General features: G+C 66.0%; 21 protein-coding genes. 12 read left to right on the top strand and 9 right to left on the bottom strand.

Annotated elements, in window-relative coordinates; translation table 11 throughout:
- The first annotated feature begins 41 nt into the window (after positions 1-41).
- The gene (locus QOL62_RS01380) at positions 42-1700 is read left to right on the top strand and encodes an ATP-binding protein (RefSeq protein ID WP_283404895.1); all 1659 of its coding nucleotides are present in this window, start codon (positions 42-44) and stop codon (positions 1698-1700) included.
- A gap of 1 nt (position 1701) precedes the next feature.
- On the opposite strand, the gene QOL62_RS01385 is transcribed toward QOL62_RS01380, so the two are convergent.
- From QOL62_RS01385 to QOL62_RS01395, 3 genes are all read right to left on the bottom strand, one after another.
- Positions 1702-3141, bottom strand: a complete 1440-nt coding sequence (locus QOL62_RS01385) for an MATE family efflux transporter (RefSeq protein WP_283404896.1) — start codon at positions 3139-3141, stop codon at positions 1702-1704.
- A complete protein-coding gene (locus QOL62_RS01390) occupies positions 3138-3884 on the bottom strand; it encodes a 7-carboxy-7-deazaguanine synthase QueE (protein ID WP_283404897.1) in 747 nt (248 codons plus the stop codon). Before QOL62_RS01390 ends, QOL62_RS01385 begins: the two co-directional genes overlap by 4 nt.
- Positions 3885-4121: 237 nt before the next feature.
- The gene (locus QOL62_RS01395) at positions 4122-6782 is read right to left on the bottom strand and encodes a valine--tRNA ligase (protein WP_283404898.1); all 2661 of its coding nucleotides are present in this window, start codon (positions 6780-6782) and stop codon (positions 4122-4124) included.
- Positions 6783-6932: 150 nt separating this feature from the next.
- Here QOL62_RS01395 and QOL62_RS01400 point away from each other — a divergent pair, with 150 nt between their 5' ends.
- The 5 genes from QOL62_RS01400 to QOL62_RS01420 all read left to right on the top strand — a co-directional run bounded on the left by QOL62_RS01400 (position 6933) and on the right by QOL62_RS01420 (position 11378).
- Complete coding sequence (locus QOL62_RS01400; RefSeq protein WP_283404899.1) at positions 6933-8048, top strand: ABC transporter permease; 1116 nt, start codon at positions 6933-6935, stop codon at positions 8046-8048.
- A gap of 16 nt (positions 8049-8064) precedes the next feature.
- Positions 8065-8988 carry an ABC transporter ATP-binding protein gene (locus QOL62_RS01405; RefSeq protein WP_283405111.1) on the top strand — a complete coding sequence of 308 codons (924 nt, stop codon included), beginning with the start codon at positions 8065-8067 and terminating at the stop codon, positions 8986-8988.
- A gap of 9 nt (positions 8989-8997) precedes the next feature.
- Positions 8998-9936 carry an MlaD family protein gene (locus QOL62_RS01410; protein WP_103728425.1) on the top strand — a complete coding sequence of 313 codons (939 nt, stop codon included), beginning with the start codon at positions 8998-9000 and terminating at the stop codon, positions 9934-9936.
- Complete coding sequence (locus QOL62_RS01415; RefSeq protein ID WP_283404900.1) at positions 9933-10553, top strand: ABC-type transport auxiliary lipoprotein family protein; 621 nt, start codon at positions 9933-9935, stop codon at positions 10551-10553. Before QOL62_RS01410 ends, QOL62_RS01415 begins: the two co-directional genes overlap by 4 nt.
- A gap of 276 nt (positions 10554-10829) precedes the next feature.
- On the top strand, positions 10830-11378 hold the full coding sequence (locus QOL62_RS01420; protein WP_283404901.1) for an outer membrane protein: 549 nt from the start codon (positions 10830-10832) through the stop codon (positions 11376-11378).
- Positions 11379-11420: 42 nt separating this feature from the next.
- Here the strand turns inward: QOL62_RS01420 and QOL62_RS01425 are convergent, their stop codons facing one another.
- Genes QOL62_RS01425 through QOL62_RS01445 form a run of 5 tightly spaced genes read right to left on the bottom strand, consistent with a single transcriptional unit; the run spans position 11421 to position 14650 of the window.
- Entirely contained in the window at positions 11421-12116 is a 696-nt protein-coding gene (locus QOL62_RS01425) for an ATP12 family chaperone protein (protein ID WP_283404902.1), read from the bottom strand.
- Positions 12113-12328 carry a hypothetical protein gene (locus QOL62_RS01430; RefSeq protein WP_103728428.1) on the bottom strand — a complete coding sequence of 72 codons (216 nt, stop codon included), beginning with the start codon at positions 12326-12328 and terminating at the stop codon, positions 12113-12115. Before QOL62_RS01430 ends, QOL62_RS01425 begins: the two co-directional genes overlap by 4 nt.
- Positions 12325-12975: an HAD-IA family hydrolase gene (locus tag QOL62_RS01435; RefSeq protein WP_283404903.1), complete on the bottom strand. Its 651-nt coding sequence runs from the start codon at positions 12973-12975 to the stop codon at positions 12325-12327. Before QOL62_RS01435 ends, QOL62_RS01430 begins: the two co-directional genes overlap by 4 nt.
- Positions 12972-14246 (bottom strand): RluA family pseudouridine synthase, encoded by a 1275-nt coding sequence (locus QOL62_RS01440; RefSeq protein ID WP_283404904.1) that lies wholly within the window; start codon positions 14244-14246, stop codon positions 12972-12974. Before QOL62_RS01440 ends, QOL62_RS01435 begins: the two co-directional genes overlap by 4 nt.
- On the bottom strand, positions 14243-14650 hold the full coding sequence (locus QOL62_RS01445) for a fluoride efflux transporter FluC (RefSeq protein WP_283404905.1): 408 nt from the start codon (positions 14648-14650) through the stop codon (positions 14243-14245). Before QOL62_RS01445 ends, QOL62_RS01440 begins: the two co-directional genes overlap by 4 nt.
- A 224-nt stretch (positions 14651-14874) precedes the next feature.
- Here QOL62_RS01445 and rpsU point away from each other — a divergent pair, with 224 nt between their 5' ends.
- The 6 genes from rpsU to gatB all read left to right on the top strand — a co-directional run bounded on the left by rpsU (position 14875) and on the right by gatB (position 19710).
- Positions 14875-15081, top strand: coding sequence for a 30S ribosomal protein S21 (gene rpsU, locus QOL62_RS01450; protein WP_008832565.1), 207 nt, complete (start codon positions 14875-14877; stop codon positions 15079-15081).
- A gap of 159 nt (positions 15082-15240) precedes the next feature.
- Positions 15241-15777, top strand: coding sequence for an FKBP-type peptidyl-prolyl cis-trans isomerase (locus QOL62_RS01455; protein WP_283404906.1), 537 nt, complete (start codon positions 15241-15243; stop codon positions 15775-15777).
- An 11-nt stretch (positions 15778-15788) separates the two neighbouring features.
- Positions 15789-16256: an FKBP-type peptidyl-prolyl cis-trans isomerase gene (locus tag QOL62_RS01460; protein WP_283405112.1), complete on the top strand. Its 468-nt coding sequence runs from the start codon at positions 15789-15791 to the stop codon at positions 16254-16256.
- Between the two features lie 169 nt (positions 16257-16425).
- A complete protein-coding gene (gene gatC / locus QOL62_RS01465; RefSeq protein ID WP_103728434.1) occupies positions 16426-16728 on the top strand; it encodes an Asp-tRNA(Asn)/Glu-tRNA(Gln) amidotransferase subunit GatC in 303 nt (100 codons plus the stop codon).
- Positions 16728-18212, top strand: a complete 1485-nt coding sequence (gene gatA / locus QOL62_RS01470) for an Asp-tRNA(Asn)/Glu-tRNA(Gln) amidotransferase subunit GatA (RefSeq protein ID WP_283404907.1) — start codon at positions 16728-16730, stop codon at positions 18210-18212. The genes gatC and gatA overlap by 1 nt, the downstream gene beginning before the upstream one ends.
- Position 18213: 1 nt before the next feature.
- Positions 18214-19710 (top strand): Asp-tRNA(Asn)/Glu-tRNA(Gln) amidotransferase subunit GatB, encoded by a 1497-nt coding sequence (gatB, locus tag QOL62_RS01475; RefSeq protein WP_283404908.1) that lies wholly within the window; start codon positions 18214-18216, stop codon positions 19708-19710.
- Positions 19711-20018: 308 nt separating this feature from the next.
- Here gatB and QOL62_RS01480 read toward each other — a convergent pair whose 3' ends face one another.
- Positions 20019-20324 carry a hypothetical protein gene (locus QOL62_RS01480; RefSeq protein ID WP_283404909.1) on the bottom strand — a complete coding sequence of 102 codons (306 nt, stop codon included), beginning with the start codon at positions 20322-20324 and terminating at the stop codon, positions 20019-20021.
- Positions 20325-20332 lie beyond the last annotated feature (8 nt).

The following is a 20332-nucleotide window of genomic DNA, read 5'->3' on the forward strand; positions in this document are numbered from 1 at the left end:
TAAATGCCTTGCTGCTGAATTCATGAAGGGTTGACGGGCTGATGCACTCCGAGGGCCACCCTGAATCGCGTTTCGTCCCCTTGCAGATAGAGGGTCGTGCGGCGCGCGGTCTCGAGCCGATCGGCTCTGTCCTGAAGATCGACGGCGGAGGAGGATGCGTCGCCTTTCCGGTGGAGCGTTTCCGCCAAACGCGGTTGGACAGCGATCCCTCGGTGGCGCTTTCGGGTCAGGTCAACAGCCAGGTCAAGATCCGCGTCAGCAGCGGCTGGCTCTTGGCAAGCGTGCGGAACCAGAGTCTGGACGACACCGGCGCCATCGTCTCGGAAGTGGATTTCCTCGGCGAAGGGCGGGAGGATCCGTCAACAGGCCGCATCCACGGGTTTCGCAGGGGCGTCACGCAGTTCCCGGTCCCGGGCGCGCCCGTCTTCCCCGCCACGAGCGACGACCTGCGGCAGATCTACGCCAGCGACGATCGCGAGGCGGTGGAGATCGGCGCGGTCTATCCCACGCAGGATATCCGCGCCGGGCTGAGCGTGGATGCGCTGCTTGGAAAGCACTTCGCGCTTCTGGGTTCGACCGGCACGGGCAAGTCGACCAGCGCGGCGCTGATCCTTCACCGCATCTGCGAGCGTGCGCCTGAGGGCCACATCATCATGGTCGACCCGCATGGGGAGTACGCGGCGGCGTTCCGGGACACCGGCGTGATCCTGGACGTGACCAACCTGCAGATGCCGTACTGGCTGATGAACTTCGAGGAGCATTGCGAAATCCTCCTCACCTCGCGCGGCGACGACCGGCAGCTTGACGCCGAGATCCTCGGCAAGGCGCTGCTGGAGGCGCGTTCGAAGAACCGGCTTGCCGAGCAGGTGGGCAAGATCACGGTGGACTCGCCGATACCCTATCTGCTGTCGGACCTGGGGGCGATCCTCAACAACGCGATGGGAAAGCTCGACAAGGGGCACAACAGCGCGCCTTACTTGCGCATCCGCAACAAGCTGGACGAGCTTCGCGGCGACCCGCGCTACCAGTTCATGTTCTCCGGCATGCTCGTGGGCGACATCATGGCGGAGTTCATCGGCACGCTGTTCCGCCTGCCATCGCGCGGGCGGCCGATCTCGATCATCGATGTGTCCGGAGTTCCCACCGAGATCACCTCCACCGTCGTCGCCGTGCTCAGCCGCATGGTGTTCGACTTCGCGGTCTGGGCGCGCGGGGAGGAGACACGCCCCATCCTCCTCGTATGCGAGGAGGCGCACCGCTACGTCCCCAACGAGAGGAACGCCGATGGATCCTCGGTCGGTCGCATCCTGTCGCGCATCGCCAAGGAAGGCCGCAAGTACGGCATCTCGCTCGGGCTCATAACCCAACGACCGTCCGATCTTGCCGAGGGTGTCCTGTCGCAGTGCGGCACCATCATTGCGATGCGCCTCAACAACGAGCGGGACCAGGCCGTGGTGCGCGCGGCGATGCCGGAGGGCGCGCGCGGATTCCTCGATTCGATCCCGGCGCTGCGCAACCGGGAGTGCGTCATCAGCGGCGAGGGCGTTGCGATCCCGATGCGCGTGGCCTTCGACGATCTCGAGGAGAGCCGCCGGCCGGCCTCCGCCGATCCTTCCTTCGCGCAGTTGTGGAAGCGGACCGGTGGCGAGGAGGAGATGGTCCTGCGTACCGTCCGAAAATGGCGCGCGCAGGGGCGGTGACCTACATCGAGAAGGCGTCCCGCCACTTGCCGAAGCGGTGATAGAGCACCGTGATGAGAACCGTCAGCCCGGAGCCGACCGGGTATGACCACCACACCGCCTCGCTGCCGATGAGCGGCTCGGCTATCGCGTAGAAGCCGAGGCGTCCGGGGTAGAGTCCCAGGAACAGGATCACCAGCGGCGCGACGACGGCGCCGTAGGCGCGCATGGTGCCGGTCAGGATCATCGTGATGGAGACGATGACAAACGAGGCGGTGCAGACGAGCTGGATATGTTCGGCGATCGGCATGGCGGGGCTATCCGCGCCGAGGAACAGTGCCAGCAGCGGGGCGTCGAAGCCGACGATCAGGGCTGCCAGCACGATCGAGAGGACAAGCGCGGTGCCAACGCCGATGACGGTCACGCGGTCGACGCGGCTGTGGTCCCCTGCGCCGAGGGACTGGGCCACCATGGCGCTGACGGCCGAGCCGATGGCGAAGGCGGGCATCTGCAGGTAGTTCCACAGCTGCAGGGACGCGCCATAGGCCGCCGCGGCATTCAGGCCTTCGCGATTGACGAGGCCGACCATGATCAGTCCTGCGGCCGACACGATCAGCATCTGCGCGCCCATCGGCAGGCCTTTGCTGAGGACGTAGCGCAAGTCATCGCCGCGGGGGCGCAGGTAGCCAAGCTCCGGCCCGCGCAGGCGCAGCGGCAGATCGTTGCGATAGATCACCCAGATCTGCAGCAGCATTCCGGCCGTGTTGGCAAGTGCGGTGGCTATGGCGGAACCCGCCACGCCAAGAGCGGGAAGCGGCCCCACGCCGATGATGAGTATCGGGTTGAGCGCGATGTCGACGACGACCGCCAGGATCATCGCGTAAAGGGGAGTCTTGGAATCGCCCGCGCCGCGCATGCCCATCGACACCATCATGTTCACGGTCGCGAGGGGAATCGTCACGAAGACGACCCGCAGGTACGCCAGCGCGTTCGCCTTGCTGGCGGCCGGCGTGCCAAGGACGTCCAGCAGGGCATCGGCTCCGAACCATCCGACAACGCCCGTGGCGATGGAGATGATAAGGCAGAAGCCGACCCCGGTGCCGAAGGTCTGGCGGGCGGCGTCGATCTGGCGCGCACCGAAGTGCTGGCCGACGCGCACCGTCGTCGCCATGCCGAAGCCGAAGACGGCGGCGAAGATCAGGAACATGACGATGTTGGCGTTCGCCGTCGCCGCCAGCGCCGCTTCGCCTAGCAGACGGCCCACCCAGATCGCGTTCACCGAGCCGTTCAGCGCCTGCAGCACGTTGGACGCCAGCATGGGGATCGAGAAGAACAGCAGCGTCTTCAGGATCGGCCCCTTGGTCAGGTCGCCCCGCATGGCCGGACGCGCCGCTGCTTGCTCCTGAGGCGAATCTGCAGCGGCGAGCTCTTCTCCGGCAGGAATGGGCGATGCTTCGTTCATGTCCCTCTCGTGTCTCCCCAGAGATGGATGTGCAAGCGGTCGGTGAAGCGCAGTCCGTTCGCCGCGCAGAAATCCGCCAGCCATCCCGACCGTTCCCGTATGACATCGCTGGAGCGGCCTTCCGGCATCAGGAACAGCCGGGCGCCCGGGATCGCATAGGTTTCCCGGAGGGCGCGGACCTCGTCGAGATCGTCGGGTGTCGCGATCACGAACTTGAAGTAGGCGCGAGGCTCGGCCGCCCATGCGGCAAGGCGTTCCGGCAGGAGCGCGAGGTCGGCCGGGTTACCGCTGTGCGCCAGCTTCGGGCTGACGTTGTACTGGTTCACGCGTGCATCCAGCGCCGGATGGGGGGCAACGGTCGAGTTCGTCTCCATCTCCACGTGCATGCCGGGGCGCAGATCGTCGAGAACGGCAAGCATGCGCGCAAGCGCCGCGCCCTGAAGCAGCGGTTCGCCACCCGTGATGACGAGACGGTCCGGGACAAGTGCCGCGATCCGCTCCGCCAGCGCGGCTTCCTCCATCGCCACCTGGTTCTCGCTCCGCTCGAAGGCCAGGGCGTCGCGGTGCGGGCGATTGTCGCCGGTGAAGCGCCAGGTGTAGGCGGTGTCGCACCATTGGCAGGCGAGATTGCAGCGCGAGAGGCGCACGAACGTGCTCGGCTGCCCCATCGAAGGGCCTTCGCCCTGCAGGGAGGCGAAGATTTCCGGCTCGCCGGGCGTGGTGGTGGCTAGGGTCAGGGGCATAGGAAGAGGGATGGTTTACACGGTTTACACGGTACAGAGAACGAAGCGGTGCCCCGGGTCCAGGGTGTCGCCGGCGAAGGAGACGATGCGCCTTGCAGCGTCGCAGAAGTGGCGCGCGCGGGCATACAGTCAACCGGGATTACACGCGTGATCATCACGCGACAGTGTCAGAGGTCCGGCAAGTAGGAAAGCGCCGGGACCAGGCATGGCCCCGGAGCGACCCGGGGCCACATCTCATCAGCCAAGCCGTGCAAGCGCAGCGGCCAGCCTTTCGGCCTCCGCCGAATGCGCCGCATGGTCGGCTTTCGCCTTTTCGACCGCTTCCGGTTTCGCTTTCCCGACGAAAGCCGGGTTCTCGAGGCGCTTGCCCAGCGAGTCCCGCTCCTTGATGGCGGCGGCATGGGCCTTTTCAAGGCGCGCTTTCTCCGCCGCGATGTCGATCACGCCTTCGAGCGGGATCGCCAGCATCGCATCGCCCGCGCCTACCTGCATCGCGGCGCCGGCTGGTGCCGCTTCGAAGCGGATCGCGTCCAAACGGGCAAGGCGGTCGACCACGGCCGGGTTGCGCTCGATCACCGCGCGCGTCGCCGCGGAAGGCTCGGCGAGATAGGCCGTCAGGCGCGCCCCCGGCGCGATGCCGAGTTCCGCCTTGGCGCCGCGCAGGTTACCGACAAGGGCGATGAGCCATTCGACCTCCGACTTGGCTTCGGCGTCCACCGAAGCGTCCGGCGCGGGCCACTGCGCCACGATCAGTTCGTGGGCTCGGCTGCCGGTCTTGCTCCACAGCTCTTCGGTGACGAAGGGCATGAAGGGGTGAAGCATGACGAGAATCTGGTCGAGCACCCAGCCGGCGACGGCCCTGGTCTCGTCATCGAACTGACCCTTGATCAATTCGATGTACCAGTCGCAGAACTGGTTCCAGACGAAGTGGTAGATCGCGTTGGCGGCGGCGTCGAAGCGCAGATCGGCCATCGCCTTGTCGAGTGCGGCGACGGTTTCGACCACTTCGCCGATGATCCAGCGGTTGACCGCCGAAGTGGCCTTGGGTGCGGCGACCGAAGTGCTGCCGACGATGCCATTGGACTGGCAGAAGCGCGCGGCGTTCCACAGCTTCGTCGCGAAGTTGCGATACCCCTCGACGCGCTTCTCATCCATCTTCACGTCGCGGCCCTGGCTTTCCATGGCGGTCATGAAGAAGCGCAGCGCGTCGGCCCCGTACGTGTCGATGAGACCCAGCGGATCGACGACGTTGCCCTTGGACTTGGACATCTTCTGCCCGTCCGCCGCGCGCACGAGGCCATGCAGGTAAAGCCGCTTCCACGGCACTTCCTTCATGAAGTGGATGCCCTGCATCGCCATGCGCGCATCCCAGAAGAACAGGATGTCGAACCCGGAGACGAGCAGGTCGTTCGGGTAGTGCTTCTTGAGCAGCGGCGCGTCCTCGTCCGGCCAGCCGAGCGTGGCGAAGGGCCACAGCGCCGAGGAGAACCAGGTGTCGAGCACATCGTTGTCGCGGGTCAGCGCCTTGTTCCCGGCAAGGGCCTGCGCCTCCTCCTCCGTCTCCGCCACGAAGACTTCGCCGTCCTCGGCGTACCATGCCGGGATGCGGTGGCCCCACCAGAGCTGGCGACTGACGCACCAGGGCTGGATGTTCTCCATCCAGTTGAAGAAGGTTTTTTCCCACGATTTCGGGACGATTTCTATGGCGCCGCTGCGCACCGCTTCCATCGGCGGGATGGCGAGGGTGGCGGCGTCCACATACCACTGATCGGTCAGCCAGGGTTCGATCACCACGCCGCCGCGGTCGCCGTAAGGCGTCTGGATCACGCGGTCCTCGACCTTCTCCAGCAGGCCGTCCTCGTCGAGCAGTTCGATCACGCGCTTGCGGGCATCGAAGCGATCCATTCCGAGGAACTCGTGCGGGATCAGGCCATCCGCCGTCTGGCAGACCTTCGCCTCCGCATCGAGCATGTTGAGCATGTCGGCGGCCTTGATGCCTGCGCGCTTGCCCACTTCGAAGTCGTTGAAATCATGGCCTGGCGTGATCTTCACCGCGCCCGAGCCCAGTTCCGGGTCCGCGTGCTCGTCCGCGACGATGGGGATCTCGCGCCCGGTGATCGGCAGGGTGACGGTGGCGCCACGCTCGAGCAGCGGCTTATAGCGCTCGTCCTCGGGATTCACCGCCACGGCCATGTCGGCCAGCATCGTTTCCGGGCGTGTGGTCGCGACGTGGATGTGGCCCGAACCGTCGGAGAGCGGGTACTTCAGGTGCCAGAAATGGCCCTGAACCTCGCGCGTCTCCACCTCGAGGTCGCTGATCGCGGTCTTGAGCTTGGGATCCCAGTTCACCAGCCGCTTGTCGCGGTAGATGAGGCCCTGCTTGTGCAGGTCGACGAAGACCTTGACCACGGCGCGCGTGAAGTGCGGGTCCATCGTGAACTGTTCGCGGCTCCAGTCCATCGAACAGCCGAGACGGCGCAGCTGCCCGGTGATGGTGCCGCCGCTCTCGGCCTTCCATTCCCAGACCTTGTCGATGAACGCTTCGCGCGTGTAATTGGTGCGCTTGTCCTGCTTCGCTTCGAGCTGGCGCTCCACCACCATCTGCGTCGCGATGCCGGCGTGGTCGGTGCCGACGACCCACAGCGCATCCTTGCCACGCAGCCGTTCGTAGCGGATCACGACGTCCTGCAGCGTGTTGTCGAGCGCGTGCCCGATGTGCAGGCTGCCCGTCACGTTCGGCGGCGGGTTGACGATGGTGAAGGGCTGCGCGTCCGGGCGTTCGGGCCGGAAAAGGCCCTTGTCTTCCCAGTGGGCATACCACTTCGCCTCGATCCCGGCAGGGTCGAAGGTCTTGTCGAGAGCGGGTTCGGTCGGCGCGCCGGCATTCTGTTCGGTCATGGCGCCGCGCCATGCCAGCGGGCGGGTTCGCGCGCAAGAAGCCATTGCCTCGCTTTTGCCGCAAGCGCGTGCGATCCAGCGATCCGGGCCTTTCGTCGCCCGAGCGGAACATCTTGCCGGTACGTGCTTTTTGCACCATTGCGAGAAAACATGCGGGAATGGGCTGAATTCACCCTGTCGGAAAACGACCAAGGAAGCGATCACGTGCTGGCGCTCAAGGGACCGCTGCGCGTGCATTCGCTCGGGAACCTTGACGCAAAGCTGGCCGGGCTCGATGGCGACTACACCCGGATCGACATGTCCGGCGTCACGGACATCGACACGACCGGTGCCTGGCTGGTGGCCCGCCATGCCCGGGAACGGGGGCTGGAGATCACCGGCGAAAGCGAACAGGCCCGCCGCCTCATCGCAGCCATCGGCGATCTTTCCGAACATGAGGCCGAGCCCGAACGGCGTCCTTCGCTGCTGATCCGCACGGTCGGCGAACTGGGCGATCTGGTCGCCAGCTGGGGCGTCGGCCTTCGAAAGATGCTCGGGTTCCTTGGCGAACTCATCCTCGCGTTCGGCGTGATGATCCGGCACCCGTCGCGGTTGCGGGGGACGGCGCTGGTGTTCCACATGCAGTATGTGGGCATCAACTCGCTCTGGATCATCGGCCTGATGAGCTTTCTCATCGGCATCGTCATCGCGCAGCAGGGTGCGGTGCAGCTCGCCCAGTTCGGGGCGGAGATCTACACGATCAACCTGACCGGCCGCCTCTCCATGCGAGAGCTGGGCATTCTCATGACCTCGATCATGGTGGCGGGCCGGTCCGGCTCGGCTTTCGCCGCGCAGATCGGCACCATGAAACTGACCGAGGAGGTGGACGCCATGCGCACCATCGGCGTGTCTCCCATGGAAACGCTGGTCGTGCCCCGCGTCCTGGCCTCTATGCTGATGATGCCGCTCCTGGGCTTCTATTCCTCGGTGCTGGCGATCATCGGTGGTGCCACCATCGCCGGGTTTGCGCTTGACATACCGTTCTGGACTTTCCTCCAGCGCACGCAGGAAGTCGTGCCGATGACCGACCTGTGGATCGGGCTCATCAAAGCCCCCGTGTTCGCGCTGATCGTGGCGCTCGCGGGGTGCTACCAGGGCATGCAGGTGACCGCCAACGCGGAGGAGGTCGGCGCGCGTACCACGCAGGCCGTGGTCACCGCGATCTTCACCGTCATCGTCCTGGACGCCTTCTTCGCGATCTTCTTCACGAAGATCGGCTGGAAGTGATGGGTCTCGCATGACGATGAACGACACGTCGACCACACCTGCCACGGACCTGCAGACCCGCAGCGACGCGGAGGATTACCCCATCGTCGTGAAGGGTCTGCACAACGCCTTCGGGGAATACGTCATCCACGACGGCCTCGACCTCAAGGTGCGCCGGGGCGAGATCATCGGCGTGGTCGGAGGATCGGGCACGGGCAAGTCCGTCCTGATGCGCTCGATCATCGGGCTGCAGCAGCCGACGGGAGGGGATATCACCGTCCTCGGCCACCGCATGGGCGATGCGACCGAAGAGGATTCGGTCGATCTGCGCTCCCGCTGGGGCGTTCTGTTCCAGGGCGGTGCCCTGTTCTCCACGCTCACCGTCGGAGAGAACGTCGAAGTTCCGCTCAAGCAGTTCTTCCCCGAGATATCGGACGAACTCCGGGCGGAGATCGCGCGCTTCAAGGTGCGCCTCTCGGGCCTGCCGGAGGACGCGGCGTTCAAGTACCCGAGCGAGCTTTCGGGCGGCATGAAGAAACGCGCCGGCCTGGCGCGCGCGCTGGCGCTCGATCCGGAGCTGCTGTTCCTCGACGAACCCACCGCCGGGCTTGACCCTATCGGCGCAGCCGCCTTCGACACGCTGACGCGCGAACTGAAGGAGACGCTGGGCCTCACGGTCTTTCTCATCACGCATGACCTCGACACGCTCTACGCCATCTGTGACCGTGTGGCGGTGCTGGCGGACAGGAAAGTCATCGCGGTCGGCACCATCCCGGAGCTGCTTGCGCTCGATCACCCGTGGATTCAGGAATACTTCAACGGCCCACGCGGCCGTGCGGCGCTCGCCGCGAAGGACGACCCGGCGGTGACGCCGGAACACGACACGGCGCAAGCCGTTGATTCATCTTCCGCTCCGCCGCCTGCAGGCCGGAGCATGGACAGCGACAGGACGGGGGCATAGGGCACGGCGATGGAAACACGGGCCAATCACGTCTGGGTCGGAGCCGTCACGCTGATACTGCTGGCGCTCCTCGCGGCTTTCGTCATGTGGATTGCGCGGTTGGGTGAGGGTGCCCAGAACGAGTACGACATCTTCTTCAAGCAGTCGGTCGATGGCCTGGCGAGGGGTTCGGAAGTCGGCTACGCGGGCGTTCCTTCCGGGCAGGTCACGCAGATCGAGTTGTGGCCACAGGATCCCAGCTTCGTGCGGGTGCGCGTCAAGGTCGACGAGAAGGTGCCGATCACCGTAGGCACGACGGCGACGATCCAGGCAAGCTTTACCGGTGTCTCCGACATCCAGCTGGAGGGCGCCGTGAAAGGCGCGCCGCTGCTTACCGAGCCAGGGCCGGAGGGCGTGCCTGTCATCCCGACAAAGCGTGGCGGTTTCGGCGAGATCCTCTCGAACGCGCCGTTGCTGCTGGAGCGGCTGGCCACTCTGACCGAGAACCTCAACCAGCTGCTCAGTGCGGAAAATCGCAAGTCGATCACCGGAATCCTGGCCAACACCAACAAGATGACCAGGGATATTTCGGACGCGACGCCGCAACTGCGCGCCACAATGACCGAGCTTCAGGGCAGCCTTCGCCAGGCGACGCAGACGCTCGCCGCGTTCGAGGGCGTGGCGCACAAGGCCGATGACCTGCTCGGGGATGAAGGCAGCTCGCTTGCCGACCAACTGCGACGGACGCTGGCGTCCGCGCAGAAGTCGATGGAGCAGTTCGACCGTACGCTGCAGAGCGCACAACCCGGCCTTAGCCAGGTGACGGAACAGACGCTGCCCGCGGCCGAAAGCGCCATCCGCGACCTGCGCGCCACGAGCAAGGCTCTGCGCAGCCTGACCGAACGTATCGACGAACAGGGCGCGGGTGCCCTGCTCAAGGGGCAGAAGCTGCCCGACTACGAGCCATGAGGGGTATCGCAATGAACCGTGTCGGCCATGGCCTGCTTGCTGCGGCCACAGCACTGGCGCTAACCACCGGTCTTGCCGGCTGCGTCAGCCTCGGAACCAAGCCGCCGGACGAGCTGCTCAAGCTCACGGCCGAGGAAAGCGCACCCGCCGGCAGCACAGCCACCGCGCAGCTGAGCGAGGCGATCGTGGTCCTTGATCCCGAAGCGGATCGCGGGCTCGACGTTCTTCGCGTGCCTGTGACCGTCGATGCCTCAAGGGTCGCCTACCTCAAGGACGCGCTTTGGGTGGAGAAGCCGACGCGCCAGTTCCGGGCGCTGCTCGCCGAGACGCTGCGCGCGCGGACGGGTCAGCTCGTGGTAGAAGGCGGTGACTTCGAGGTCACGGGCAAGACGCTCATCGGTGGGCGCCTGCTGCAGATGGGTTACGACGCCCAGCGCAGCGCCGTCGTGGTGCGGTTTGACGCGGTGCGTTCGGAACGCGGCACCGGGCCGCTTCAGACGCGCCGCTTCGAGTCCGTGGTCAACGGTGTCGAGGCCAAGGCGAAGCCAGTCGGGGCCGCGCTCAATCGCGCCACCAACGACGTGGCGCGACAGGTGGCGGACTGGATCAAGGGTTAGGACGGCAGCGGCCGATCGCAAGGCCGATACCTGGGCTGAGCTGCCCAAAATACTTTGGGCGGCTCCATCCCCGATAGGACGGGAACGGGAAAGCGGCGCAAGATCGGCGCTGGCGGTGCCGGGCCTCCAAGCGCGCAGTGACTAATGTACCACACTGTGTCCTGTTTGTTTCGGACAGGCATCTTATTGGTTTCTCCTCATAATCTCCAAAGCTACAGGGCGCGTCCCTGCTGCCGTCCAAGGAAGCTGGGGGATAAAACTTTGGAGGAGCATTTCATGAGGACATTTGCAGCACTCGGTCTCGTCGCCGGGCTTTTCGCCGTTCCGGCCCTCGCACAGGCACAGGCCTTCGTGCAGGCGGAAACCGGCCTCGATTCCCTTTCGGCGGCTGGCGATTCCGAGGAAGGCGTATACTACGGCGTGAGCGCCGGCTACGATATGCCGCTTTCAGGCGGGATGTTCGTGGGCATTCAGGGCACCGTCGCCGACAGCAGCACCAAAAGCTGCGCCGCCGCGGGAGCGGAGCGTCTCTGCTTGCGCACTGGCCGTGACCTCGCTGCCGTCGTTCGCCTCGGTACGCAGATGGGCGACCGCAGCCAGCTCTACGTGCTCGGCGGTTACACCAATGCCCGCCTGCGCCTGACCTACACGGACGGCGTCAACAGCGCCGATGTGGGCGAGAACGCCGACGGGTTCCGTCTTGGCGCGGGTGCGCAGTACGACCTCAGCGGCAACCTCTTCGCCAAGGTCGAGTACCGCTACTCGAACTACGAGGCCGACTTCAGCCGGCACAACGCCGTCGTGGCGCTGGGCGCGAAGTTCTGATGCAGGCGTGAGGGCGGGTCCGTTCTTCGGACCCGCCTCCTGCTATCCGCGCGAGAGCTGCGCCAGCCGCATGGCCAGCTTGAACGCGTCGAAGCGGGCCGTGCGGCGCTCGGCCGCTTCCCAGTCCTCGCCCCAGAGTTCGACCTGCCAGTCGGCCTCGAGCTCGGCCGCCTCCCACAAGGTATCCGCATCGGCGCTTGGCCGGATCGCCTCGAGCGCGATCACCAGCGAGGCGGCAAGGCTGGCCAGCATCTTGAGCGCCGCCAGTTCGAACGCGCTGCACTGTTCAAGCTCGGTACGAAGGCGGGCAAGGGTTTCGGGCGGCTGCGGTTTGTGCATGATGCCCGAGATGCGCGAGAAGCTGACGCCCAGCCGCGTTTCCGCCGCCGCAAGAAGCGGCTCCCACACCTCCAGCTGCCGCTTGTACAGCGCCTCATCCGGATCGCCGCGATAGCAAAGCGTATCCGTCTCTGCGTAAGGCAGCAGTTCTGTGATCACCGCATCCGGCGCAGGTGCGACGGCATCGATCGTGAAGTCCACCAAGTCGCGGTAAGGGAAGGAAGCCGGGTCGATCTCCTCGCGCTGCGCCTGCCATTCGGCGGCGAGAGCTTCGGCGAGGGCCTGGCTGGGCACGACCTGCGGTCTCCCGCCGGCGGTGCGGATCGGCCGCCCGTCGAGGGTTGCGCGCCACCCGCCGTCACAGCGTTCGGCGGCGGCCTGCTTGTAGAAACGCTTCATTTCGGAGTGCGCCACTTTCTGACGAGAACAGCGGGAATGACGAAGGCGTCCACCAGCCCGTTGGCGACGAGCAGATAAGCCACCCAGTCGGGTGCGTCGGGAAGAATGCGGCCATTCGCCACAAGAATGCCGAGCACGACGAAGCCAACGCCGGCAAGGCGCACGAGGTTGATGATCGCGAACCGTGCGGCTGCGGGATCCCGTTCGCTCATCGCAGCAGGTGCTCCAGCAGTTGCGCCGGGCTTTCGACCACGACCTCCGCTCCTGCGGCGATAAGCTCGCGCGGGTGGTGGTAACCCCAGTCCACCCCGATGCCCCGGACATGGGCGCTTGCGGCCATCTGCATGTCGTAGGCGGTGTCACCGATCATCACGGCCTGCGTCGCGTCGGCGCCCGCTTCGAAGAGGGCGTGCTGCAGCATGGCCGGGTTCGGCTTGGACGGGTGGCGATCCGCCGTCTGGAGCGTCACGAACAGGTCGGTGATGCCGTTGGCCGCAAGGCAGAAGCTCAAGCCGCGGTCCGACATTCCGGTGGCCACGCCAAGCGTCCAGCCCTGCGCTTGAAGCGCGCGCAGAGTGTCCCCGACGCCGGGGAACAGAGGCTGCGCCACGCGGCCCTGTTCGCGTGCGGTGCGGAACGACTGCTTGTACACCTCGGCCATCGCCTGCTGCTGCTCCGCGTCCGAGGCGGGCAGGAGCTGGCGTATCGCCTGCGGCAGCGACAGGCCGACCGCGCGGCGGATCGCTCCGCGTGAGGGCGGGGTGAGCGCGAAAGCCTCGAACGTCACCTCCATCGCCTCGCAGATCGGCGCCTGACCATCGACCAGAGTACCGTCGCAGTCGAAGACGGCCAGCTTCACCGGCTACGCCCTCGCGGGGCGCCGCCGGGCTTCGGGCCGGGGCGGGCGCCGCCGCGCGGGCCGGAGGGCCTGCCGCTGCCCGGACGCGCCGGTTTGCCGAAGGGCTTGGCGCCCGGCTTCGTCCCCGCCCGCGCGCCTGGCTTGCCGCTGGGTTTGCCGGATGGCTTGTTCGGCCGGGTCTGGCCCGAAGGCGGACCATCGCTGCGCTTGCGGCGCTCGCCACGGCGTTCCTTGCGGTATTCCTTGGCGTGCTGCCTTGCGGCGCGCTTCTGGTCTTCCTTGGTGAACTCGACCGGCGCCTCGATCTCGACGTCGCCCTCAGACTCCACGAAGCCGAGCGATTCGAGCGAGTTGGCGAAGTGCTCGGGCAGCGGAGCGGTGACGTCGAGCGGCGCGCCGTCCGGATGCTCGATCAGCAGGCGGCGTGCGTGGAGGTGCATTTTGCGGCTGATAGAGCCGGTAAGAAACGCCTCCTGCCCACCGTACTTGCCGTCACCCACGATCGGATGCCCGATGGCGGCCATGTGGACGCGCAATTGATGGGTGCGGCCGGTCAGCGGGTGCAGTTCGACCCACGCGGCACGGTTTCCGGCGCGATCGATCACGCGATAGCGGGTGCGGGCGCTCTGACCTTCCTTCTCATCGACGTGCATCTTTTCGCCGCCGGTTCCCGGCTGCTTGGCGAGCGGCAGTTCGATCATCCCGTCCTCGATGCTCGGTACGCCGACGACGAGTGCCCAGTAAATCTTCTTGGCGGAGCGGCCGGAGAAGCGCTTGGAGAAGAACGCCGCGCTGCCCGGCGTGCGGGCGATCAGCAGGACGCCCGAGGTGTCCTTGTCGAGGCGATGGACAAGGCGCGGGCGCGGGCCCTTGTCGGCGAAGGCGTCGAGCAGGCCGTCGACGTGCTCCTTCATGCCCGAACCGCCCTGCGTGGCGAGGCCCGGCGGCTTGTTGAGGACGATGGCGGCGCGGTCCTGCGTCAGGACCATCGAATCGGCCAGCTCGATCTCGGCCGGGGTGAGTTCGCGGCGCGGACGCGGGGCGGTTCCGCCCGCCTTCGCCTCGCCGCCGGGTGGTACGCGCAATACCTGGCCCGCTTCGAGGCGTGTATCGACATCGGCGCGCTTGCCGTCGACGCGGACCTGGCCGGTGCGCGCCCAGCGGGACACCATGGCAAAGCCGACTTGCGGCAGGTGGCGCTTGAACCAGCGGTCGAGGCGCACGCCATCGTCGTCGTGGCCGACCGTGAATTGACGGACGATATCGTTCATGCCGGGCTCCGCATCATGAGTAGGCCAAGGAAGAGGCCGCCGAATCCGGCGATAAGAGAAAGGCCCGTATAGAGAGCGGCGGTGGCGATCTCGCCACGCTCGATCAAAACCGCAAAGTCGAGGCTCATGGAAGAGAAAGTCGTGAAACCGCCCAGCACGCCGATGCCGAGGAGAAGGCGCGTTCCTTCGGCATTGTTGCCGAACCGCGCGAGCCAGCCTGCAAGGAGGCCCATCAGCAGGCTGCCCGCGACATTGACGCTGAGTGTGGCATAAGGAAAAGCGCCTGCGCGCATGGGACCAAGCACCGCGGTCCAGCCGCGCCCGACGAGAAAGCGCAGCCAGGAGCCGAACGCGCCGCCGAGGGCCACGTAAAGCGAGGCCGTGAAAAAGGAAGGTTGGGGCATGGCGCTCGCCTTAGCCGCGAATGCGCCAATTTCCAACGGCTGCGCACACGGAACGGCGCGAAAGAGGGCTTGGGCCTTGTCTTGCCTGCCTCCTTTTGCTAACGGGCCCGTCAATCAGCTGCCCCCGAGTCCGGCGGCGGCCCTTTTTTGGCTCAGGATTCGCGGCTCGCCACGCCAGACCGGATGCGTGGCGGCCCGTCTATTTTTGTGAGGTGTTTCGGTTTATGCAGATTCTCGTCCGCGATAACAACGTCGATCAGGCTCTTCGGGCTCTCAAGAAGAAGCTGCAGCGTGAGGGCGTGTATCGTGAAATGAAGCTGCGCCGTCACTTCGAGAAGCCCTCGGAAAAGCGCGCTCGCGAAAAGGCTGCCGCCGTTCGCCGCGCTCGCAAGCTTGAGCGCAAGCGCGCCGAGCGTGACGGCTCCAAGTAAGCGCGCTTTCCTGCGCATCTGCGCAGGGCGCCTCTAAATCTCGGTGAGCGGCTTGAATGCCGCGCCGGGTTGAGCCATGAGGGCGCGGAATCACCATTCCGCGCCCTTTGTGCATCTGCCGTTCGGGCGTTCCATTTTCCGAGTACGAGGCCACAGACGATGACAGAGATCACCCGCGTCCCGCTTCAGCCGATTGCCAAGGGCGCTGTCTCCAAGCTCTGGATCGGAATCGCGGCGATCGCCCTGGCTTCCGCCGGTGTCGCTTATGCGGCGCTGCCGCCGACCCCCACCGTCAAGACGCTGACCGCCGGAACGGGCGAATCGCCGACGATGGATGACGTGGTGCTCATCAACTACAAGGGCATGCTGAGCGACGGTACGGTGTTCGATCAGAACAAGAATTACCCCAATCCGGTCGCCCAGTTCGTGCTGGGCTTCTCCAAGGCGCTCCAGAAGATGCAGCGCGGCGGCAAGTACGAAGTCATTATTCCGTCCGAACTCGCGTATGGCGCCACGCCGCCGGAAGGTTCGCCGATTCCCGCCAACGCCGATCTCAAGTTCGAAGTCGAACTGATCGACTACAAGAGCCTTGCTGAAATCCGCCAGCAGCAGCAGATCCTGCAGCAGCTTCAGCAGATGCAGCAGGGTGGCGCTCCGGGAGCAGTCCCGGGCGCTCCGGCACCGGCGCAGCCCTGACCGGCGTGACCATGCTTCGACTTGCGGCGCTGCTGGCGCTGACGCTGCCCACGGCAGCTTTCGCGCAGGCCGCGCCTGCCGCTGCCCCCGCAGCTGCGCAGGTGAAGGTGGAGACCCTGTCCGCCGGGGTGGGCGGAAGGCCGCCGGAGCACTCGTTCGTGCTCATCAACTACAAGGGCATGTTGACGGACGGCACCGTCTTCGATCAGGCAGACCGTGTGCCCATGGCACTGGATGAAGTGGTGCCGGGCTTTGCGCAGGGTATCGTCCAGATGGAGCGCGGCGGCCGCTACCGCCTGACCATCCCCCCCGAGCTTGGCTACGGCGCAGAGGCATCGGGTCCGATCCCGGCCAACTCGACGCTGATCTTCGAAGTCGACCTGATTGACTTCAAGACCGCTGCGGAGCTTCAGGCGATGATGGCGCAGATGCGCGCGCAAGCCGCGAACCCTCCGGCAGAGCCGCAACAAGCGAAGTAGCTCGGCGGCGGCCGCCCTCCCGTCCCGGATCGCCCTCCCGGCGGTTCGGGGACGGGCGTTGCCGCATTGCGCCGTGCTTGAAGCCGGGCCGCCTCGCTGCTAGCTGGGGCGGCTTCGAATTTCCGCCCGCCGCGCCTACCATTGGCGGGCTCAACCGTGAAGGAAAGCCATGTCGGTCGATACCGCAACCGTGGCGAAGATCGCCAGCCTCGCGCGCATCAAGGTGAGCGAGCCGGAGCTCGAGGCCATGGTGCCCGAACTCAACGGCATTCTCGCCTGGGTGGAGCAACTGGGCGAAGTGGACGTCAGCGGCGTGGAGCCGATGACCGCCGTCATCCCCAACACCCTGCGCCTGCGCGACGACGTGATCGATGCCGATCCGCTGACCGGCGGAGACAAGCGCGACGCCGTTCTTGCCAATGCCCCCGCCGCCGAACACGGCTTCTTCGGCGTGCCCAAGGTGATCGAATAATGAGTGACATTACCGACCTGGGCGTAGCCGCCCTTCGCGACGGCGTGGCCGCCGGCCAGTTCTCTGCGGTCGAGGTGGCCGAAGCGTTCAACGCCAATGTCGCGGCGGCGCAGGACGCGCTGAACGCCTTTATCGTCGTGACGCCCGAAAAGGCTGTCGAAGCCGCAAGGGCGGTGGATGCGAAGCGCGCTGCCGGTGAGGCGCTCGGTGCGATGGCCGGCGTGCCGATCGGCATGAAGGACCTGTTCGCGACCTTTGGCGTACAGACGACCGCGGCCAGCCACATGCTCGAAGGCTTCGTGCCGCAGTACGAATCCACCGTGTCGCAGAAGCTGTGGGACGCGGGCGCGGGCATGCTGGGCAAGCTCAACCTCGACCAGTTCGCCATGGGTTCCTCCAACGAGACCAGCCATTTCGGCAACGTCATCTCGCCCTGGCGCCGTCCCGACGGCAAGGCCCAGCTGACGCCCGGAGGTTCCTCGGGCGGCTCATCGGCCGCGATCGCGGCGCGCCTTGCGCCTGCGGCCACCGGCACCGATACGGGCGGATCGATCCGTCAGCCGGCGGCCTTCACCGGCACGACCGGCATCAAGCCGACCTATGGGCGCTGCTCGCGCTGGGGCGTGGTCGCCTTTGCCAGCTCGCTCGACCAGCCCGGCTCCATGGGCCGCGACGTTACCGACTGCGCGATCATGCTCGAAGCCATGGCGGGTTTCGACCCCAAGGATTCGACCAGCCTCGATCTTCCCGTGCCGGCCTGGACCGCGTCGCTTTCGGCGGACATGAAGGGCAAGAAGGTCGGCATCCCGCGCGAATACCGCGCCGATGGCATGCCGGCCGAGATCGAGGCCGTCTGGGAACAGGGCATCGCATGGCTGAAGGACGCCGGCGCCGAAGTCGTCGAGGTGTCGCTGCCGCACACCAAGTACGCGCTGCCGACGTACTACATCATCGCGCCCGCCGAAGCGTCGTCCAATCTCGCGCGGTATGATGGCGTGCGCTACGGCCTGCGCGATCTGCCGGATGGCGCGGGTCTGCAGGACATGTACGCCGCCACCCGTGCCGCCGGCTTCGGCCCCGAAGTGAAGCGCCGCATCCTGATCGGCACCTATGTGCTGTCCGCCGGCTTCTACGACGCCTACTACACGCAGGCCCAGAAGGTGCGCACGCTGATCTCGCAGGACTTCGCCAGGGCCTTCGAGCAGGTCGATGTCCTCCTGACTCCCACTGCGCCGAGCGCCGCCTTCGCTCTGGGCGAGAACGTCGACGATCCGCTTGCGATGTACCTCAACGACGTGTTCACGGTCCCGGCCTCGCTCGCGGGCCTGCCTGCGATGTCGGTGCCTGCAGGGCTGGACGCGCAGGGCCTGCCGCTCGGGCTGCAGATCATCGGCCGCCCGCTGGACGAGCAGGGCGTTCTGAACGCCGGCCTCGCGATTGAGAGCCGCGCAGGATTCACGGCCAAGCCGGGGAAGTGGTGGTAATATGAGCACGTATCGCATCCAGGGCGCCACCGGGGACTGGGAGGTCGTCATCGGCCTCGAAATCCATGCGCAGGTCACGTCCAATTCCAAGCTGTTCTCCAGCTCGGCAACGGCATTCGGCGCCGAGCCGAACACGCAGGTTTCGCTGATCGACGCGGCAATGCCGGGCATGCTGCCGGTCCCTAACCGGGAGTGCATCCGCCAGGCGGTGCGCACCGGCATGGCGATCGACGCGCAGATCAACAAGTGGTCACGATTCGACCGCAAGAACTACTTCTACGCCGACCTTCCGCAGGGCTACCAGATCAGCCAGCTCTACCACCCGCTCGTTGGTGAAGGTTCGATCACGATCGAGGCGGACGAGAAGGCCGGCATTCCCGAGGACAAGGTCATCGGCATCGAGCGCATCCACGTCGAGCAGGACGCGGGCAAGCTGATGCATGACCAGCATCCCACCATGTCCTACGTCGACCTCAACCGTTCGGGCGTGGCACTGATGGAGATCGTCAGTCGCCCCGACATGCGCTCGCCCGCCGAGGCCGGTGCCTACGTGTCGAAGCTGCGCACGATCCTGCGCTATGTCGGCTCGTGCGACGGCAACATGGACCAGGGTTCGATGCGCTGCGACGTCAACGTATCGGTGCGCAAGCCCGGCGAGGAATTCGGCACCCGCACCGAGACGAAGAACGTCAACTCGGTGCGTTTCGTCATGCAGACGATCGAGCATGAGGCGAACCGTCAGGTCGACGTGCTCGAAGGCGGTGGCAAGATCGTGCAGGAAACGCGCCTGTTCGACCCGAATACAGGCACCACTCGCTCGATGCGCTCCAAGGAGGACGCGCACGACTACCGCTACTTCCCGGACCCGGACCTGCTGCCGCTGGTGCTGGACGATGCGTTCCTGGAGGAGTGCCGCGCCTCCTTGCCGGAACTTCCGGACGCGAAGCGCGCGCGCTATGTCGGCGATCTTGGCCTCTCGGCCTACAACGCGGCGGTGCTGACCGCCGATGTCGACACCGCGCGCTGGTTCGAGGCGCTCCTCTCCGAAGCGGCCTCGGCACAGGGGAAGGCGCCGGCGGAGGTGGCCAAGCAGGCGGCCAACTGGCTGATTTCCGAGTTCTTCGGCGCCCTTAACAAGCTCGGCCGCAGCCTGGACGATTCTCCGGTCAGCCACGAACAGGCGGCTGAGCTGCTGGCGCTGGTGGGCAAGGGCACCATTTCCGGCTCGATCGCCAAGCAGGTGCTGGAGATCATGCTGGAAACCGGCGACAGCGCCGGCGCCATCGTGGAGCGCGAAGGGCTCAAGCAGGAAAGCGACACCGGCGCCATCGAGGCGAAGGTGGACGAGATCCTTGCCGCCAACGCGGACAAGGTCTCGCAGTACAAGGACGGCAAGGTTGCGCTGTTCGGCTTCTTCGTCGGCCAGACGATGAAGGCGATGCAGGGCAAGGCGAACCCGCAGGTCGTCAACGAGATCCTCAAGGCGAAACTGGGCTGACGGCTCGCCTCCTGACAAGAAAAAACCCCGTGGAAGCGAAAGCCTCCGCGGGGTTTTTCTTTGGCAGCCCCATGTTGAGGCAGGCTTAAAGTGTGATTAACGATAATCGTCTTGCCATCATTCCGACCCGTGTTATCCCTTAGTTGCGGGGAACAGGGGCGTCTTGAAAAGAGGCCGGGCGAAAGCGCTGCCTCTCGTGCAACGACGGCTGGCGCTGCAGGCGCCGCGTCAAGGGCTCACCTGGGGGGGTGAGAGGGCCCGGCACTGCGCCTTGCTGCGCGCGGTGCCGGGCTTTTTCCGTCCGGTATTCAGGCCGTCTGCCGGGTGCCGATCAGTTCCATTGACCCGAACATGCCCGCCTTGATCGTTCCCGTCAGCGCGTCCCCGGTAACCGTGGCCTTGCAGTCGAGGTTCATCGGCATGGGCGAGGTCATGCGCATGGACCACTTGAGCGCCTGGCCGTCCACGCGGCCGTCCTTGATGTCCATCGTGCCGAGATCGCCGGTGATGTTGCCGGTGAACTGGCCGTCACCACTCGGCGTGACGGTGAGAACACCCTTCTTGCGCCCGAGCGGGGTGTTGGTGACGCAATCGTAAGTACCTGCAACAGACATTCTGATCT

Source organism: Novosphingobium panipatense, assembly GCF_900182875.1.
GTDB lineage: Bacteria > Pseudomonadota > Alphaproteobacteria > Sphingomonadales > Sphingomonadaceae > Novosphingobium > Novosphingobium panipatense.